The organism is Sutcliffiella halmapala (assembly GCF_002019665.1).
Classification (GTDB): Bacteria; Bacillota; Bacilli; order Bacillales; family Bacillaceae_I; genus Sutcliffiella_A; species Sutcliffiella_A halmapala.
Genome location: NZ_KV917375.1, coordinates 3,006,947 through 3,023,930, shown reverse-complemented (window position 1 = coordinate 3,023,930; position 16,984 = coordinate 3,006,947). Strand labels below are relative to the sequence as shown.

At 35.9% G+C, this 16,984-nt stretch carries 16 protein-coding genes; 15 read left to right on the top strand and 1 reads right to left on the bottom strand.

Translation table 11 applies throughout. From position 1 onward, the window contains the following. Positions 1 to 64 precede the first annotated feature (64 nt). Positions 65 to 871, top strand: coding sequence for a polymer-forming cytoskeletal protein (locus tag BK580_RS14970; RefSeq protein WP_078381119.1), 807 nt, complete (start codon positions 65 to 67; stop codon positions 869 to 871). Between the two features lie 105 nt (positions 872 to 976). Here the strand turns inward: BK580_RS14970 and BK580_RS14965 are convergent, their stop codons facing one another. Continuing rightward, positions 977 to 2,122, bottom strand: coding sequence for an amidohydrolase (locus BK580_RS14965; RefSeq protein WP_078381118.1), 1,146 nt, complete (start codon positions 2,120 to 2,122; stop codon positions 977 to 979). Between the two features lie 244 nt (positions 2,123 to 2,366). Between BK580_RS14965 and BK580_RS14960 the strand changes: the two genes are divergently transcribed. The 14 genes from BK580_RS14960 to BK580_RS14895 all read left to right on the top strand — a co-directional run bounded on the left by BK580_RS14960 (position 2,367) and on the right by BK580_RS14895 (position 16,962). After that, a complete protein-coding gene (locus BK580_RS14960; RefSeq protein ID WP_169865030.1) occupies positions 2,367 to 3,260 on the top strand; it encodes a GNAT family N-acetyltransferase in 894 nt (297 codons plus the stop codon). Further along, a complete protein-coding gene (locus tag BK580_RS14955; protein ID WP_078381116.1) occupies positions 3,250 to 4,842 on the top strand; it encodes a M2 family metallopeptidase in 1,593 nt (530 codons plus the stop codon). Before BK580_RS14960 ends, BK580_RS14955 begins: the two co-directional genes overlap by 11 nt. A gap of 323 nt (positions 4,843 to 5,165) precedes the next feature. Next, positions 5,166 to 6,398, top strand: coding sequence for a D-alanyl-D-alanine carboxypeptidase family protein (locus BK580_RS14950; protein WP_078381115.1), 1,233 nt, complete (start codon positions 5,166 to 5,168; stop codon positions 6,396 to 6,398). Between the two features lie 225 nt (positions 6,399 to 6,623). After that, positions 6,624 to 7,070 (top strand): PNPOx family protein, encoded by a 447-nt coding sequence (locus tag BK580_RS14945; RefSeq protein WP_078381114.1) that lies wholly within the window; start codon positions 6,624 to 6,626, stop codon positions 7,068 to 7,070. A 142-nt stretch (positions 7,071 to 7,212) separates the two neighbouring features. After that, entirely contained in the window at positions 7,213 to 8,076 is an 864-nt protein-coding gene (locus tag BK580_RS14940; protein ID WP_078381113.1) for a GNAT family N-acetyltransferase, read from the top strand. 5 nt (positions 8,077 to 8,081) lie between these two features. Continuing rightward, positions 8,082 to 8,777, top strand: coding sequence for a YjjG family noncanonical pyrimidine nucleotidase (locus tag BK580_RS14935; protein WP_078381112.1), 696 nt, complete (start codon positions 8,082 to 8,084; stop codon positions 8,775 to 8,777). A gap of 397 nt (positions 8,778 to 9,174) precedes the next feature. Continuing rightward, positions 9,175 to 9,726, top strand: coding sequence for a DUF6241 domain-containing protein (locus BK580_RS14930; RefSeq protein WP_078381111.1), 552 nt, complete (start codon positions 9,175 to 9,177; stop codon positions 9,724 to 9,726). Positions 9,727 to 9,786: 60 nt separating this feature from the next. Beyond that, complete coding sequence (locus tag BK580_RS14925; protein ID WP_078381110.1) at positions 9,787 to 10,947, top strand: acyl-CoA dehydrogenase family protein; 1,161 nt, start codon at positions 9,787 to 9,789, stop codon at positions 10,945 to 10,947. Positions 10,948 to 11,023: 76 nt separating this feature from the next. After that, complete coding sequence (locus BK580_RS14920; RefSeq protein ID WP_078381109.1) at positions 11,024 to 13,249, top strand: alpha/beta hydrolase; 2,226 nt, start codon at positions 11,024 to 11,026, stop codon at positions 13,247 to 13,249. Beyond that, on the top strand, positions 13,224 to 13,691 hold the full coding sequence (locus BK580_RS14915; RefSeq protein ID WP_235864052.1) for a GNAT family N-acetyltransferase: 468 nt from the start codon (positions 13,224 to 13,226) through the stop codon (positions 13,689 to 13,691). Before BK580_RS14920 ends, BK580_RS14915 begins: the two co-directional genes overlap by 26 nt. Before the next feature lie 71 nt (positions 13,692 to 13,762). Further along, complete coding sequence (locus tag BK580_RS14910; protein WP_078381108.1) at positions 13,763 to 15,049, top strand: MBL fold metallo-hydrolase; 1,287 nt, start codon at positions 13,763 to 13,765, stop codon at positions 15,047 to 15,049. 97 nt (positions 15,050 to 15,146) lie between these two features. Then, positions 15,147 to 15,632: a hypothetical protein gene (locus BK580_RS14905; RefSeq protein ID WP_078381107.1), complete on the top strand. Its 486-nt coding sequence runs from the start codon at positions 15,147 to 15,149 to the stop codon at positions 15,630 to 15,632. A gap of 195 nt (positions 15,633 to 15,827) precedes the next feature. Continuing rightward, positions 15,828 to 16,352: a CBO0543 family protein gene (locus BK580_RS14900; RefSeq protein ID WP_078381106.1), complete on the top strand. Its 525-nt coding sequence runs from the start codon at positions 15,828 to 15,830 to the stop codon at positions 16,350 to 16,352. A gap of 100 nt (positions 16,353 to 16,452) precedes the next feature. Then, entirely contained in the window at positions 16,453 to 16,962 is a 510-nt protein-coding gene (locus tag BK580_RS14895) for a PTS sugar transporter subunit IIA (protein ID WP_078381105.1), read from the top strand. Positions 16,963 to 16,984 lie beyond the last annotated feature (22 nt).

The following is a 16,984-nucleotide window of genomic DNA, read 5'->3' as shown; positions in this document are numbered from 1 at the left end:
CTTTGTTTATATTATAGCTATCAACTTACAAAGGGTACAAAAAATTTAAAGCAGGAAATTTAAATTGAATAGGGAACTTACTAAACTAGCGATTATATTTGAAATGGGTGTGAAGATGATGGAAACAAGACAATTAGAAAAAGACTTGAAGATTAATGGTAGTATGACGGTCTCAGGGGGAACATTTAATAATGTCTCCATTAATGGAAGTGGCGTAATAAATGGGGATGTTCAGTGTACGAGCTTTAAGATAAATGGTGCATGCGATATAAAAGGAAATTTAAAGGCGGAAACAGGGGTTATAAGGGGAAGAGCGAGTATTAAAGAAGATCTATTTATACATGATTTCGATGTGAATGGTCGCAGTGATTTAAAGGGAGGGCTCTATGCATCAAGCTTTAGAGTAAAAGGAGCCTGCTCGATAAAGAAAGAAGTTAACACAGAGAGTATAAAAATTCACGGAAAACTAGATATCGAGGCAGGATGTAATACGGATTCATTTTTTTCTGATGGTGTAGTTTACATAGAAGAAGTTCTTCAAGCTCAAGAAGTGGAGATGTCGTTACGAAATTCCAATAGTAAAATCAGAAAAATATTTTCCGAATCAGTAGTTGTTAGAAAAAATAATGTAACGAACGGCATATTAGGTTGGCTGAAGGCTCTCTTCTCAATGGCTGGAGAAACTGGAATCCTTCAAGTAAAAGAGATTAACGGGAAAAATGTACATGTGGAAGCTACTGTGGCAGAAAAAATAATCGGGCAGCATGTTGTGATTGGTGAAGGCTGTAAAATAGCCTTAGTAGAATATGTTGATACGATAGAGGTTAGCAAGGACGCAAAGGTAGGGAAGCAGGTAAAGGTTGGAGCTTGAAGTGGTATTTTATAGAAAATCAATAATAAAGAAAACTGCAGTGATGAAAATACATCATACACTGCAGTTTTCTTTATTATTGTTGATATACAACTGTACCATTAATTATTGTTGATATACAACTGTACCATTAATTATTGTTTTTTCAACATGAGATCTTAAATCAAATGGATTACCACTCCAAATGGTTACATCAGCATCCTTACCTATCTCTAAGGACCCTATTCTATCGTCCAAATCTAAATGCTTTGCTGCATGTAGGGTAACAGATTTTAGTGCAAGTTCTTCAGTGATACCATGTTTCACAGCATGAATGACACTTGTCCATAAATAATCGATGGAAACAACAGGATGATCTGTTGTAAGAGAGAACGCTACACCGGCTTCTGCTAAAGAATATAGAGTTTCCCACCCTTTATTACTTGTTTCTACTTTGGAACGAGATGACATAGTCGGCCCGACTGACACTCGAACTTCTTGTTTTGCTAAGAAGTCAGCGATAAGATGTCCTTCTGTACAATGTTCAATTGTGATATCGATGTCAAACTCTTTTCTTAGGCGGAGCACTGTAACAATATCATCTGCACGATGTGCGTGGGCACGAATTGGCATTTTTCCTGTTAATACTTTTGCCAAGTTTTCCATTTTTAAATCTCGCTCTGTTTCATTATTTTTCCTCTTCTTGTCTAGATAATTCTGTGCTTGAACTAATTGTTCTCTGAACAGAGCTGCAACTCCCATTCTAGTTTCCGGAAATTTCCCTTTACTTCCATGTACTTTTTTTGGGTTTTCTCCAAAAGCGGCCTTCATACCGGATGGCTCAAGGAGAATCATCTCATCTACAATTGTAGTCGGAATCGTTTTAAGTACCACCATCTCGCCTCCTAAAACGTTAGCACTCCCAGGCATTATCTGTACGGTTGTAACACCAGCTTTACGTGCAAAATCAAATCCTTTTTCTCTGGGATTAATACCATCAAGCGCACGTACATGAGTCGGTGTGGCTGAGGTCGTTTCATTGAAATCATGCCCTTCTTTACCAATACCTTCTTCATGAACTCCTAAATGTGTATGGACATCAATTAGTCCGGGGGTTATGTATTTCCCTGTTGCATCAATCACTTCATAGTTACTTGGTATAGAGATAGAAAATCCTAGGTTTTCAATTTTTCCATTATTAAGTACGAGTGTTGCATTTTCTAGAATGTTCCCTAGACCAGTTAAAATCGTTGCATTCGTAATAGCGAGCATTGCTTTTCCTCCTTATTAAATGGTGTACCCTTTGTAGATATCGTACCTAACTTAGTAATAGATAGTAAAGGAAATACTAATAATTGTAAATTAACGGAAGAGGGAAACCGGTTATTTTATTTTTTTGAATATACTGTCTTTAGTTTTGTTGAGTCGTGGTGTATGATTTTAGTAAATGTTAATTTTTGAAAACTTAGCAGATCATCAGATAAATACACAACGTTATACTAGAGGGGGAAATATATTGTTAACCATCAAAAAATTAAGTGAATGCAAGTTAGATGAAGCACTTATAGCTTGGAACTCTGGCTTTGAAGGGTATTATTTTGATGCGTCAATGGACGTGGATCGATTTTTTGCAAGATTTGGGTTAGAAAACCTTTCCCCTTCCCTTTCTATTATTGCGTTTGACGGAGAAAAACCTGTGGGGATTCTTTTAAGTGGACTTAAAAAAATTAACGGTAAGAATATTGCATGGAATGGTGGTACTGGGGTAGCGACTGCTTATCGACGAATCGGGGTTGGGAAACTATTAATTGACAAGGCTGTAGATTTATATAAGGAAGCAGACGTAGAGATATCAACGTTGGAAGCTTTATCGGAGAATACAAGAGCCATCAAATTATATGAGCAAAAAGGCTATAAAAAGGTAGATGAAGTTATCCACTTAAGAAATGACGTTGTACCTGAATTCTATGGCAGCCAAGACTATCAAGCCATTTATACATCAGCACACGATGCACAGTTTTTTTCAATGTATCAGACTGATACCCCTTGGCAAAGTCAATGGTTTTCTATGAAAGAAGGACAAGCGCTACAACTAATTGATAGTGAAGGAAAAACAGTTGCTTATGGGTTATTTAAAAGACAATTTGATGCAGATGGGACGTTAAAATCTGTTATTGTCACGCATTGTTACGTAAGAGAGGACGTCAGTGTGAATAATAATTTAATAGATTCCCTGTTTTCTCATTTATTTCCTCCTTCCATTACCAATTATGAATGCACAGTTGCCTTTTTTCTTATAAGTAACAAAAGAATCTATCATTACTTGCTAGAAAAGGGATTTACGAGGAAAGTAAACCAAGTTTGGATGAAAAGGCTTGTAAAAGAGGGAGTGAAAATGTATGGCAGTTGAACAATTTTTAAAAGAACAAAATGAACAATTTCAAACATTATTAAAAAAAGCGTCCTACGCTGGATGGATGGCACAAACCACTGGAGAGAAAAAATGGGCGGAGGAAGCAGGAAAAGCCTCCAGTCAATTTAGTTTATACTACTCCGATGCTAGTCGTTATGAAGAAGTGAAGAGCTTGCTTGAACAAGGGAACCTGACGTTTGAGCAAAAGCGCCAATTAGAAATTTTGGAAACGGAAATGAAAGAAAACCAACTATCAAAAGAAACGATAGAAGAGCTTGCCACAATGTCATCCGAATTAAATTATTTGTTTAATACATACATGCCGGAAGTGGATGGGAAGAAATTATCTGCCAATGATATTCGTGACACTTTAGTAAATAGCACTGATAATTTGGAGCGAGAAAAAGCATGGAAAGCGAGTAAAGAGGTAGGAGCAATTGTCTCAAGCAAATTATTGGAACTAATAAAAAAACGAAATGAATCTGCACAGATTTTAGGCTACGACAATTATTATCAGATGGCTTTTGCAAACCAAGAGTTAGATTTAGAGGAGATTTTCTCCATCTTTGCAAAGCTAGTGGAGCAATCAGACGATACCTTTCGTGAATTAAAAGGAGAACTAGATTCTTCTTTAGCAAAAAAGTACAATGTATCTAGTTCAGAGCTTCGTCCTTGGCATTATGTAGATCCATTTTTCCAAGAAGCCCCAGCTAATGAAAAAACAAATTTAGATTCTTTTTTCAAAGGAAAAAATTTAGAAAAACTTACTGCGGATACGTTTGATTCTATGGATATGCCAATTGAGGGACTTTATGCATCTTCAGATCTAAATCCACGTGATGGTAAAAACCCAACTGCATTTTGTATGGATATGGATCGTGAAGGAGACATCCGAGTGCTATGTAATAATGTAGACAATACTTATTGGATGGGAACGATGCTTCATGAGTTTGGCCATGCCGCATACAATAAGTACACCAATCGTGACTTACCAGCACTTCTTCGTAGTCCCGCACACATCCTAACAACTGAAGCAATTGCGATGCTCTTTGGAAAAATGACAGAGAACCGCGAATGGCTTTCAAGATTTCTACAATTGGATGAGGAGACACTTAACAATTTATCACCCAATTTAGAAAAACACGAACAATTAAAGATGTTAATTTCAGCTCGTTGGATTATCACGTTTGTATTCTTTGAAAGAGAACTATATCAAAATCCAGACCAAGATTTAAATAAATTTTGGTGGGAGATGGTTGAAAAAATACAACTTGTAAATCCTCCAGAGGATCGATCAAACCCAGATTGGGCTGCGAAAATTCATTTTACGCTTGCCCCAGTTTATTATCAAAACTACCTACTTGGTGAATTAACCTCTGCCCAGCTTCACCAATATATCTTGAATCATATTGATAAAGAGTTCTTTACACCACAAGTAGGCGCATTTATACGGGATGAATTCCTTGCTCCAGGAGCCTCCTTTCATTGGAATAAAAAAATCGAAAAAGTAACTGGTCAACCGTTAAATCCAGCATTCTTTGTAAAAGCATATTGTCAAAAAGGCCAACTGAATAAATAAAAAGAAGAGAAAAAGAGAAGCTATTTGCTTCTCTTTTTCTCTTCTTTTTTTCAATTTTATTACTGGAATATTACTTTTTTAACAATTCAAAATACCTGATGTAAATACTTGTGTTCTACGTTAAACTAAGAAAAATGGTGTTTTTTCGAGTTTTTTTGACAAGACTATTGCGTAAACATCGTTACTTTTGTACTATTAATAAGTAATTTGTCGGATAGAATAACTATGAAATATAAAGCACAGAGAAAATTAACAATCTATGTGCGAAAACAACCTTTAACAAAGTAGAATACTAGACTGCAATAGAAAGGTATGTCTCTTTTATGAAAAAAAACTGGTTAGCATATTTACTTATAATTCCTATCTTATTAACGGTAGGATTTCCTATACAAAAAGCACAAGCAAACGAACAAATGGAATTGTTTAGTGAATCAGCTTTATTAATAGATGCAAAATCGGGTGATATTCTTTATGAAAAAGATAGTGAGAAAATCATGTACCCTGCAAGTATTACGAAAATAGTAACGGCAATAATTGCAATTGAAGAAGGGAATTTAGATGATATTGTGACAGTCAGTGAAAAAGCACGATATCAAGAAGGTTCAAAAGTGTATCTACTAGAGGGAGAAGAGGTCCCACTTTTAAGGCTAGTACAAGGCCTTATGATAAATTCTGGAAATGATGCCGGCACTGCTATTGCGGAGCATATGAATGGTAGCGAAGAGGCGTTTGCGTTAAGAATGACTAAATTCGTGAAGGAAAGATTAGGTGCAAAAAGCACGAATTTTACGAATCCTCATGGACTTTTCGAGCCTAAACACGTGACAACAGCACAAGATATGGCAAAAATCGCTCAATACGCGATGGGGAACGAAACGTTTCGAGAAATTGTTGGAACAAAAGAAATGGAATGGATTGGAGAAGGGTGGGAAACGACTCTTTTCAACCATCATCGCCTTCTTTGGGATTATGAAGGTACAACAGGTGTAAAAAACGGCTATGTACCAGAATCAGGACATACCCTTGTTACATCTGCTGAACGTGATGGCAAGGAATTAATTGTAGTAACCCTTAAAGCTGCGTCCAAGTATTATACTTATCTTGACACCATGACGCTTCTTGATTATGGTTTTCAGAATTTCGAGAACTTCGAAGTAGCAAAAGGTCAAATGGTAAAGGATGCAGCTGGAACCGATTATATGATTGCAAAAAATATTCTAGTCTCTAAACAAGCGGATGAGGAAATAAAATATACGGTAAACGAGGATAGACAGTTAGTGGTGACAGTGGGTGACAGAGAAAATATCAAGGAAGATGTTGTAGAAGAGCAGCGAAAAAATGATATAAGCCCACTTGCTTCTACAGTAGCAGGAGATAAAAATACAGCAGCAAATCAGACGACAGAACAAAAAAGTAGTTTATTACCCGTAATTCTAGTTTTTGGTGGTCTGCTTTTCTTAGCTTATTTAGTGAGTCGTAACCGAAGGCGCCGCAGAAGAAAACGGCATCGAGAAAGAATGTCAGATTCCATTATTTTACCTAGAAGAAGTAAATAATAGAGGATGTTCAAACGTTTAGGAGAAGTAGCTTCGAATTTCTTCTTTCCTAATCTACTCCTTTTTGAACATGCACTATTAATGTCTATCTGAACAACGCGAGTTTCTGTTAAGGAAATTCGCGTTGTTTTACTTTTAAATAGAAGGGAAAGAAAGAAGTAACATTTGGATTACCAATCAATCAATGTATATAATGATGATATGTAGAATATAGGAGGGGTAACGATGGCAAGAAAAGAGACTAAGCTTAAACAAGAACTTATAGACTTATTACAAGGTGAAAAGATTGTTTCTCTAATAACCACTGACAAAAAGACTAAAAGACCGAACCTAAGTATTGTTTCTTGGTTAATAGCACATCAAGATGGCAAGACCATTAAATTTGCATTAGGTCATAAAGCTGAAAGTGCATTTAATATTGACGATAATCCTGATCTTATTTTAGGTGTTACAGGTGCAGGAAGTTGCTACTCTATTGTTGGAAAAGGTGTGGTTTCTGATGTGATCGATAAGACCATGAAATATAGAGTGGTCACTGTCGAGGTGGAATCAGTGGAAGATGTCATTTTCTACGGTGGACAAATCACACAAGAACCTGACTATAAAAAAACATATGATGCAGAATTAGCGAAGAAATTAGATGAGGAAGTATATGAGATGTTAAATCAATAGATACTATGAGGCTACACCTGTGAAGGGTGTAGTTTTTTTGTTGTTTTAAAAATAAAACTATTCAAAAAAAACTGTAAATAATGATAAAATAGGAAGATGTTTAGTCTGGATTTACTATTTTTGGAGGAAAGGAAGTACGTAAATGAATCTGTTATTTACCAATCGGGTGGAAAGAATAATAGAACTTGCTTCAGGCAAGGTAGGGGATCAACAGGTTCTCACGCCATCTCATTTATTTATTGCAATGTGTGAAGAAAATTCAGGGGTGTGTGCGGAACTCTTTCACTACTTTGTAAAAGAATATGGTTATTCTTTTATACATGATTTTAGCGAGAAGATTGAACCTTTTCATTTATCGCCGATCTTTCTACCCTCAATTTCTGTTCCAGTATCACCAGAAACAAGAAATATTATAGATTATGCAGAAAAGCGAATGCATCGCTATAATCAAATGCAATTAAATGAGGGTCATCTAATGCAGGCGTTATTGAAACTCGAAAGCGGAATTTTCTCCTCTCTAACAGAACAAGATAAAAATGTCATCCAGCAAATCGTTTGCACGGCACGGGATTTATTCGTACATATGGATGATTATGAAATTCCATTAGCAGTTGGTCGTGTAGATATGATAAAAAAAGCAACCTTAGATGATAAAGAAGCACTTATTCAGATGGTAGAAAAGGAATTTGAATCAGGTTGGCTAAGTTCTATTAATAATGGATTTGAGAAGAATGATATATCTATTTATCTAGTAAAAGAAAACCAAAGAATTCTAGGGTTTGCTTGTTATGAGTCACATGCAAAAAGGAGAGGTACCTTTGGGCCAATGGGGGTGGTTAAAACAAAACGACAGAAGGGGATTGGGGAAATGCTTCTGCATCATTGTTTAGCTGAATTAAAAAGTAAACGATATAAATATGTGGTGATTGAAGGAGCGGGTCCAATAGGATTTTATGAAAAAGCATGTGATGCTGTTGTCATTCCATTAAAGTTTATAGGGGGATAATAGAGATGTATAAAGCTATAATCTTTGATTTAGATGATACGTTAATCGGTTTTTCTAAAGGAATTGAAAATGCAGTAAAAGAAGCTTTAAATACGACTGGACTAATGTGGGGTAGTGAATTCTTTGAATGCTTTCAAAGAGTTAGTGTCTCTTATTGGAAACAACATGGGAAACTGACGAAAGAAGAAATTCTTATATTTTCATTTAAGGATTCTTTAAATAAGCTAGAGTTGACGGGGGATGCCAGAGAACTTGCAAGTCTTTATTGGAGGGCGTTTTGTCAAACTGCTGAGTTAGAAGATTATGCGATAGAAGTTTTAACAGAATTGAAAGGGAAAGTAAAGCTAGGTATGATAACGAATGGCTTTGCAGAGTCTCAGAGGGGAAGATTGAAAGCAAGTAGATTAAAGGATTTTTTCGATTGCATCATTATTTCAGAAGAGGTAGGTGTAGAGAAGCCTGATCCCGAAATTTTCGAACTGGCCCTTCGCAAATTAGGTATAGGGCGAGAAGAAGCTCTCTTTATTGGGGATTCTTTGGATCATGATGGCTTTGGTGCCCACAAGGCTGGAATCGATTTTTGCTGGTATAACAAAAAGGGTAGAGCACTCTATAGCGATTGTAGACCGAACTATACAGTGGAATCATTATTGGATTTGAAAGAGATATATAAAGGCGTGATAGTCGGTGAATGCCCCTAATCATTCAAAGGGAGACTGAAATGAAAAATCATCCAATTGAAAAAAGCAGTTAAACAAGACGGATTTTCTTCTATCTTTAGGAGGTAAAGACGTCTTTTTTTGATATGAAGCTGTTAATCTTGAATTGTTCAATTAAATGTTTCATTAATAATTATTTTTCAGGAATTAATAATTAACGATACAACAAACACCAAGCTATTGATTAGGAGTGAACATTCGTTTGGAATAGTCAAAATCCAACAATTAGCTTTTGCAAAATTTCTATTGTAAGGTACTTTTTTAAAAAAGAAAAAGGAAAATGTAGGTTCTTTGTAGAATCTTGTAGAATCAAGAAAATAATGGGAAACAAAAAACTCTCATCTTCATGAAATTACATATTAAAACAGGGAGGCATAGTATGCTCACATGGTTAAAAAGAAACAAATATAAAACGATTCCTTTTTTAGTAGTAGTCATTTTGGCTACTTCTTTTGTGGTGTATTACTTACAAAATTCAAGCACACCTTCTGTAAGAAGCGCAGCAATAGAAAATATCCCTCAAGAATCAGAAACAAATACAAACACTAGAAAGCGCCAAGTAGATCTTGAAAATGAACAAGGTGAAAATCCATTCAGCCATCGTGGTACTCTTTCTGAGGATCATGTACAGAACTATATTCATTGGATGTCTCATCAAAAGGTAGTGGCTGAAGATAAGTGGACTCATTATCTGTTAACGCCTGAACGAGTCGAATGGTTATTAGCACAGGTAGAAGCAAGTAAATATCAACATGAAGATATTTATTTGGATATTTTGAAGAAATGGCAAAATGGGAATTTTTCTAGTTCAGACACAGATCACAACCGTATTTGGAGTCTACAGGGAGGTACAATAGGTAAGGCAACAGGTGTATTAACCCCAGAAGAGGAAGAGGATTATTTAAAAAAATTCCGCAGAAAGCTTAAATAGTAGGATTATTCCTTCAATATGGTAATATGTATAGAAACTATGGAAAAAGGGGATAGATTTATGAAATTTCTTCCTACTTTTGCAGTCAACAACTCTCAATATGATTTGGTCACTTGTGCCAAGAAACTGGCCGCTTCTTTTGCAACTCGAGCCGCCTATTATGATCAACATGCTTTGTTTCCTTTTGAGAATTTCACAGAAATTAGGAATGCTGGCCTATTAGATTTAACGATTCCTAAAGAACAAGGTGGTAGGGGTGCTGGTCTGTATGAATTCATGCTCTTACAAGAAGCAATCGCTCAAGGAGATGCTCCAACAGCTTTGAGTCTAGGTTGGCATCTAGGAATTATAATGAATGTTTCTACATATCAGAGCTGGCCAGAGGCAACGTTTCAAAGGGTTTGTGCAGATATTATTGAGAATCAGAAGCTGATAAATAGCGCTCATTCAGAAGCTGGAACTGGTAGCCCTGCAAGGGGAGGACTGCCGCAAACGAAAGCACGGAAACTAGAAACTGGCGAATGGGTACTTAATGGTAGAAAAACTTTTACTTCATTGGCACCAATTTTAGACTATTTTATTGTTTCAGCTACGATTGAAGAAACGGATGAAGTAGCAGAATTCCTTCTTACGCGTGATATCTCCGGTCTTTCTATAATTGAAACCTGGAACTCGATGAGTATGCGGGGAACGAGAAGTGATGATCTAGTGTTAGATAATGTAAATGTCCCAAGTGAGGCGTTACTTTATATAAAACAAGGAACTCGTGAGCCAAAGCCTCAGGGATGGTTGCTTCATATTCCTGCTTGTTATTTAGGAATCGCAATCGCAGCAAGAAATGAGGCAGTGACGTTTGCTGAAAGTTATCAACCCAATAGCCTAACTCATCCAATAAGTGAAGTTCCAAGGGTAAGAGAACGAATTGGTAAAATGGATGTTGAGTTAACCGCGGCAAGACACTTTATTTACAGTGTTGCAAAAAAATGGGATGATCACCCAAAATTGCGTAACGAGTTATTGGAGGAACTGGCAGCGGTAAAGTATGTTGCCATAAATGTTGCTCTTTCTGTAGTGGATGAAGCGATGAGAATCGTGGGGGCACAAAGTTTATCTGCGAATCACCCTCTTCAACGTCATTATCGTGATGTTCGAGCAGGTCTTCACAATCCGCCGGCAGATGATTTAACATTAGAATTAATGGCAAAGCGGGCTTTATCTTAAAAAATATTGATTTCTTTACATGTAGAGATTAACAAAAGTGTAAAAATTTATTTGCGAAAGTATGTAGGAGATAAACATGGAATCTATAAAAAGTGTATTTCATAGGTGTATAGAAACGTGTACTAATTTCATCGATCATAATTGGCGAACCATTGTTTTAGGATTACTTTCTTATTTTTGTACTTTTGTTTTTATTATGGGTTTTTTCTTTTTTACTGGAGTTGGCAAGTGGTTTGATGTCACCTTTACTTTTTTAACAGCAACTATAAGTTTTCTGCTTGGGTTAGTTATTAGTGTTATAGGATTAAAGATTATTAGAAGTCTCCCAATTGTATTGGTAGCATCTATAGTAGGTGCCATTGTTGGAATTTTTAGTGTTGGCACCTATTTAGGGCCATTTTTTCGGATGATGGCTTTTGCTGTTTTAGTATTAGGTAGCTTGGTAGCTCTTACCATTCGTATGGTTAGAAGAACTACTAAACGTCGAATATGGCTTATTTGTGTCATGTGTTCAACAACAATTTGCGTACACGGGTTATTTTTTTACACTATTTTTTCTGAAGGGAAATCGGGTTCCTGGTCGTTAAAGTTGTCCGAGAAGATAGCAACGCAAGCCATTCAAAATCCAAGTATAGAAGGAAGCCTTCCTATTAAAAGTTTTACATATGGAAGTGGTGAGGATAAAAGGCGCGCAGAGTATAGAGAGGTTGAGTATGAAACTCAATCTGTTAATATGTCTCCATTTATTATTCAACCAAAAGGCTTAAATAAATGGTACCGAGAATGGTTTTGGGGTTTTAACCTTCACCAAGCTCCTTTAAACGGACGTGTATGGATGCCAGAGGAGGAGTCAGCGAAAGGTCCGTTCCCTTTAGTGCTGATTGTGCATGGAAATCATAATATGGTTGATTTTTCAGACGGAGGATACGCCTATATTGGAGAATTATTAGCAAGTAGGGGTTATGTTGTGGCATCTATCGATCAAAATTTTTTGAATTCTGGAAAGTCAGGCCATATCGGTTGGGACAATTCAGGAAGAGCGTGGATGTTACTGAAACATTTGGAACAATGGGATAAATGGAATAAGGATAGAAATCATCCTTTATATAGTCGAATTGATATGGACAAAATTGGAATGATTGGTCATTCTCGTGGTGGAGAAGCGGTTAGTATCGCAACATTAATGAATGAACTTGATCGTTTTCCTAATAATGCTAAAATCAGTTTGAGCTTTGATTTCTCTATTAAATCCTTGATTGGACTTTCACCAGGTGACGGACGCTTTAAACTAGGTGATCAGCCTGTAGAATTGAATAATATAAATTACTTAACTCTTCAGGGGGCTAATGACTCAGATCATGTCAATTATCTTGGGATGAGACAGTATGAACGAGTTAATTTCACTGGAGGATTTGATGGCTTTAAAAGTAGTATTTATCTATACGGTGCGAATCATGGTCAATTTAATTCAGATTGGGAAGTGGATCAACCTGCTCCATATTGGTGGTTTCGGAATCGTGCTGAGGTAATGGAACCAGAATTGCAAAGAGAAATGACGAAGCTATATCTATCCGCATTTTTAGATGCTACCTTAAAAGATAAAAAAGAATATCGTCAAATTTTTTCATCAAAAGATACAGCTTCGAGTTGGATTCCAACTGATTCTATTAGGCAAAGGTATGAAGAAAGCACTTTTATGCCAGTTGCAACCTTTGAAGAGGACGTGGATGTCACTTCATTGACGCAGGAGGGTGGAGGAATCAATGGGTATAATCTCCAAGTATGGAAAGAGATTAATCTGACTTTACGAAACAAGGAGCCACAAGGTAATCAGGCGGTCAAATTGGGATGGCGCAGATCAAATGCAAGGTATTCCATAAAATTACCAGAAGAGATCTCTGCATCGTTAGACAAAGAGACGGTTCTCACTTTTGATGCAGTTCAGTTACATCCAAGTCGTTATCAGTTTTATGGTATTCAACAACCTAAAGGGTTGGAAGGTGAAGCAATTCCTATTTCAGTCATTTTGAAATCAAAAGGAATGATGAAATTGGATAGTCGAAACCGGACAACGATATCGATAGATCCAACCTATTCTTCCAATCTATATAAATTTGACTGGTGGAATGAACGGTTCGGCAATGACTATGAGCACATGCTTCAAACATACGAAGTACCATTAAGCTTTTTAACTGAACATATACCATCTGTAAATTACGAAACCTTGGATGAAATAATCTTTGAGTTTAATCAAACAGAAAGTGGGTTGATTTTTCTTGATAACATTGGCTTTAAAAAATAGACTTTTACAACAAGAAGAGACACCTCCTTATGACATACTCCTACTTGCTGATCCTTCCAAAGAAATGGTCGACCGTTATTTAATTAATGGTATTTGCCTTATTTGGGAGCATGACCAAGAAATAATTGGGGTTGCCGTTTTAAAGGAACTCGATGAAAAGAAAGCAGAAATTATGAACATTGCCGTTTTAAGTGAATACCAAGGGCGGGGAATTGGAAAGAAGATACTAATGGAGACTATAAGTAAGGCGAAAGAATATGGATTTATAGAACTTTTTATTGGTACAGGTAATTCCAGTATAAATCAATTAGCTCTTTATCAGAAATGTGGTTTTCGAATAAGCAGTATCGAGCGTGACTTTTTTACGAAAAATTACCGGGAACCCATTATAGAAAACAGTATTCCATGTGTAGATATGATTCGTCTTTCTCAAAAGCTTTAAACTTTACGTATAATATTGTTTTTTCTCCCTCATAGTAACAATATGATTCAATTTGTACTGGGGGGAGAAAAATGTTTATTAAGAATTTTATTTATACCTTTATTATTGTTCTATCCTTTATTCAGCCTTACTCCGATGCGAAATCCAGTAGTGCGCTGAACACTGTAAATCTACAAGTAAAGCCTCATTTTTCCTCCTTTTTATATGAAGTCCCTAAAAAACCAGTAGAACTAGAAAGAGATACACGAGCTACTTTAAAAGTGCATTTTATTGATATCGGACAAGGAGATGCTATTCTATTAGAAACTCCAAATGGATCGAATGTGTTAATCGATACGGGGCCAAAGGAATCTGTTCCAAAGCTTATTAAATACCTAAAAAAAGTGTCTGTTCACTCCATCGATCTTCTCGTTATTACTCACCCAGATTTTGATCATATTGGAGGGATACCTGCACTATTAGAAAAAATCCCAGTTAAGAAAATTTTAGATAGTGGCAAAGCGCATTCTACTTTATCTTTTATTCAATACAAACAATATGTTTGGAATAATATAGTGCCTGTACAATATGCAAAAGAAAAAATGAAACTCGTCCTAGATCCAGATTTGAAAGTGAGAGTTTTAAATAGTGGAATTGGAAAAAAGGAAACCAATGATGCTTCCATTGTCTTACAAATAATTTACGGAGATATAAAGTTTTTGTTTATGGGAGATACTGAAGAATTGGAAGAAAAGAGATTAAGTAGAAAATATCAGTTAGAATCAACCATTTTAAAGGTTGCTCATCATGGATCAAATAGTTCCTCTACCACTGCATTTTTAAAAGACGTCAAACCAAAAATAGCGGTTATATCAGCAGGGAAGGAAAATGATTTTGGTCATCCTCATCAACCTGTTCTCAACCGGTTAATTGAGAGTGGAGCGGATATATATAACACTGCAGAGGCAGGAGATATTGTATTTTCTACAGATGGAAATCTTCTTTTCGTCAATAATCGACCTTGGTTATATGCAAATCAGAAAGAACGGACAAAAAATAATGCCATTACAATAACAGATTTAGATGTAAAAGGAGAGATGGTTACTTTACATAATCAAAGTGAGGAGACGGTCGATCTATCTAATTGGAAATTAATTAGTCAGAAGGGTTACCAAACATTTGATTTTCCGAAGAACTACAAACTGGCACCGGGTGAAATCATCTATATTACATCAGGTGCACAAAAGAAACATCTAAAACGTTATATTCATTGGCTAAGTGATCATTTATGGAATAATAAAGGTGATAAAGCTCAATTGTTTAATGAAAAAGGAGAACTGGTGGACGAATTTGAAGCAACGGAGGAAACTGCTGACTGAACTTGAGTTTAATTTTTTTGTTTTGTGTAATGTAATAGGAGAGGGTAGTTAATCTATTATGAAAGCAAAATGAAGAAATCAGTTAGGAGAGGAATTCGTGAAGAAACTACGTAGGCCATATCGCATCTTTTTAATTCTACTGCTGAGTGTCGGGGGATTATTTTTCCTCTACATTCAAACAATTAAAGATGAAGTAGTAGCATCTGCATTCTTAGATAAGTCGGGTGGTGGGGTGACCGTGAATATACAAAACCCCTATCTCACACCGATAAAAATATATCATGCGGAAGTGGTAGACGAAAATGAAAAAAGAATATCTGCAAAAACCTACAGTATTATCTTAAATGGTTTATCTAGTAGCTCTGATGCGGTAGTGGATCAAGAATATATGTCGAAAAAAACAGATATGTTTGAAGAATTGAATGAAGTAATCATTCCTAGTAACAGTAGTAAAAAGGAGAAGAATTATTATTTTTACTTGATGAACAAAAAAGACAGCTCTAGTGTTCATAATGCAAGTAAAGTATCTATTTCCTTCAAGGTCTTTAAGCTGATACCTTTTCGAACTAACGTACATTTATAAGGTGAATAATCTCGAGTGGCGCTGAAATAACGATATTTCAGCGTCATTTATATTTAAAGGATCTGGTTGCTAGGTTAGGAATTCAATTAGAGTAAAACTGGACCTAACAGGTAAAAATAAAAAGTGTTCTGACATTATTCGGCAAGGATTTGATTCTTCCTGAGTTTAAGGCAAGAAAGAGAGGGAATGTAAGTAATGAAGCCAATCAGCTTAACAATTTTTTTCGACTGGATACTTCTAAGTAATATAGAAGACCCTAGATGGTGGTTACTATTCATCTCTATTTTTTTACCTTGGATAATTTGGTGGAAACTTGCTGATAAGAAGAGATTATTTGAACTTTTAACCTATGGATTATTATGGGGATGTTTGGCAACTTGGTTAGACATTTTTGGGACATCGAATCGATTGTGGGAATATCCTGTAAAATTGTATGACAAAGTAATTACTCTGTTTCCAGCAGATATTTCGGTTATCCCAGTCCTATTTACCTTGCTTTATCAGTATGCTCCTAAATGGAAAACATTCTTTATAGGAAGTGTCATTGTATCCTCTCTATTTTCGTTTGTATTCGAACCATTGTTTATAAAGTTAAATATGTTAAATCTCATAACATGGAGTCATATTAAGTCTTTCATTGCATTTATATTCTTAGCGCTTCTTACCAGAGGAATAATAATGCTAGTGAAAAAATTACAAAAAAAGTTTATTGTTGACTAACATGTATATACAAGTTAGACTAATATTCTAAACATGTATATACATGTTGTTGTAAAAATGTAAGCGTTTTTTAAAGTGGATTAAAACTGGAGGGAATAAGATGTTTAAAAAACTTTTCGGTATGAAAAATACAGAAGTAAAGCCTAAAGAAGAATCAATTCTCGCACCTATTAGTGGGAAAGTTACAGAGCTTGAAGCAGTGCCAGATCCAACATTCTCACAAAAAATGATGGGAGATGGATTGGCGATTATCCCGACGGAAGGGGTAGTGGTTTCGCCAGTAGATGGGGAGATTGTTCAGTTCTTTCATACGAAGCATGCGATTGGCATTCGTTCGAAAACAGGAGCAGAAATCTTAATTCACGTGGGACTAGAGACAGTAGCAATGAATGGTGAAGGCTTCGAGGGTCACGTAAAAGAAGGAGATAAAGTGAAAGCGGGAGATAAACTGATTAGCTTTGATATCAATCTAATTAATGAAAAAGCTTCCAGTACAATAACTCCTATCATTATTACAAATGGTGAAATTGTAGAAAGCCTTGAGAAGAAGCTTACTGACAATGCAGTAAAAGGACAAACGGAATTGTTTCGCTTAAAAGTAAAGAGCTAATAAGTTAGTTAGGAAACGGGAG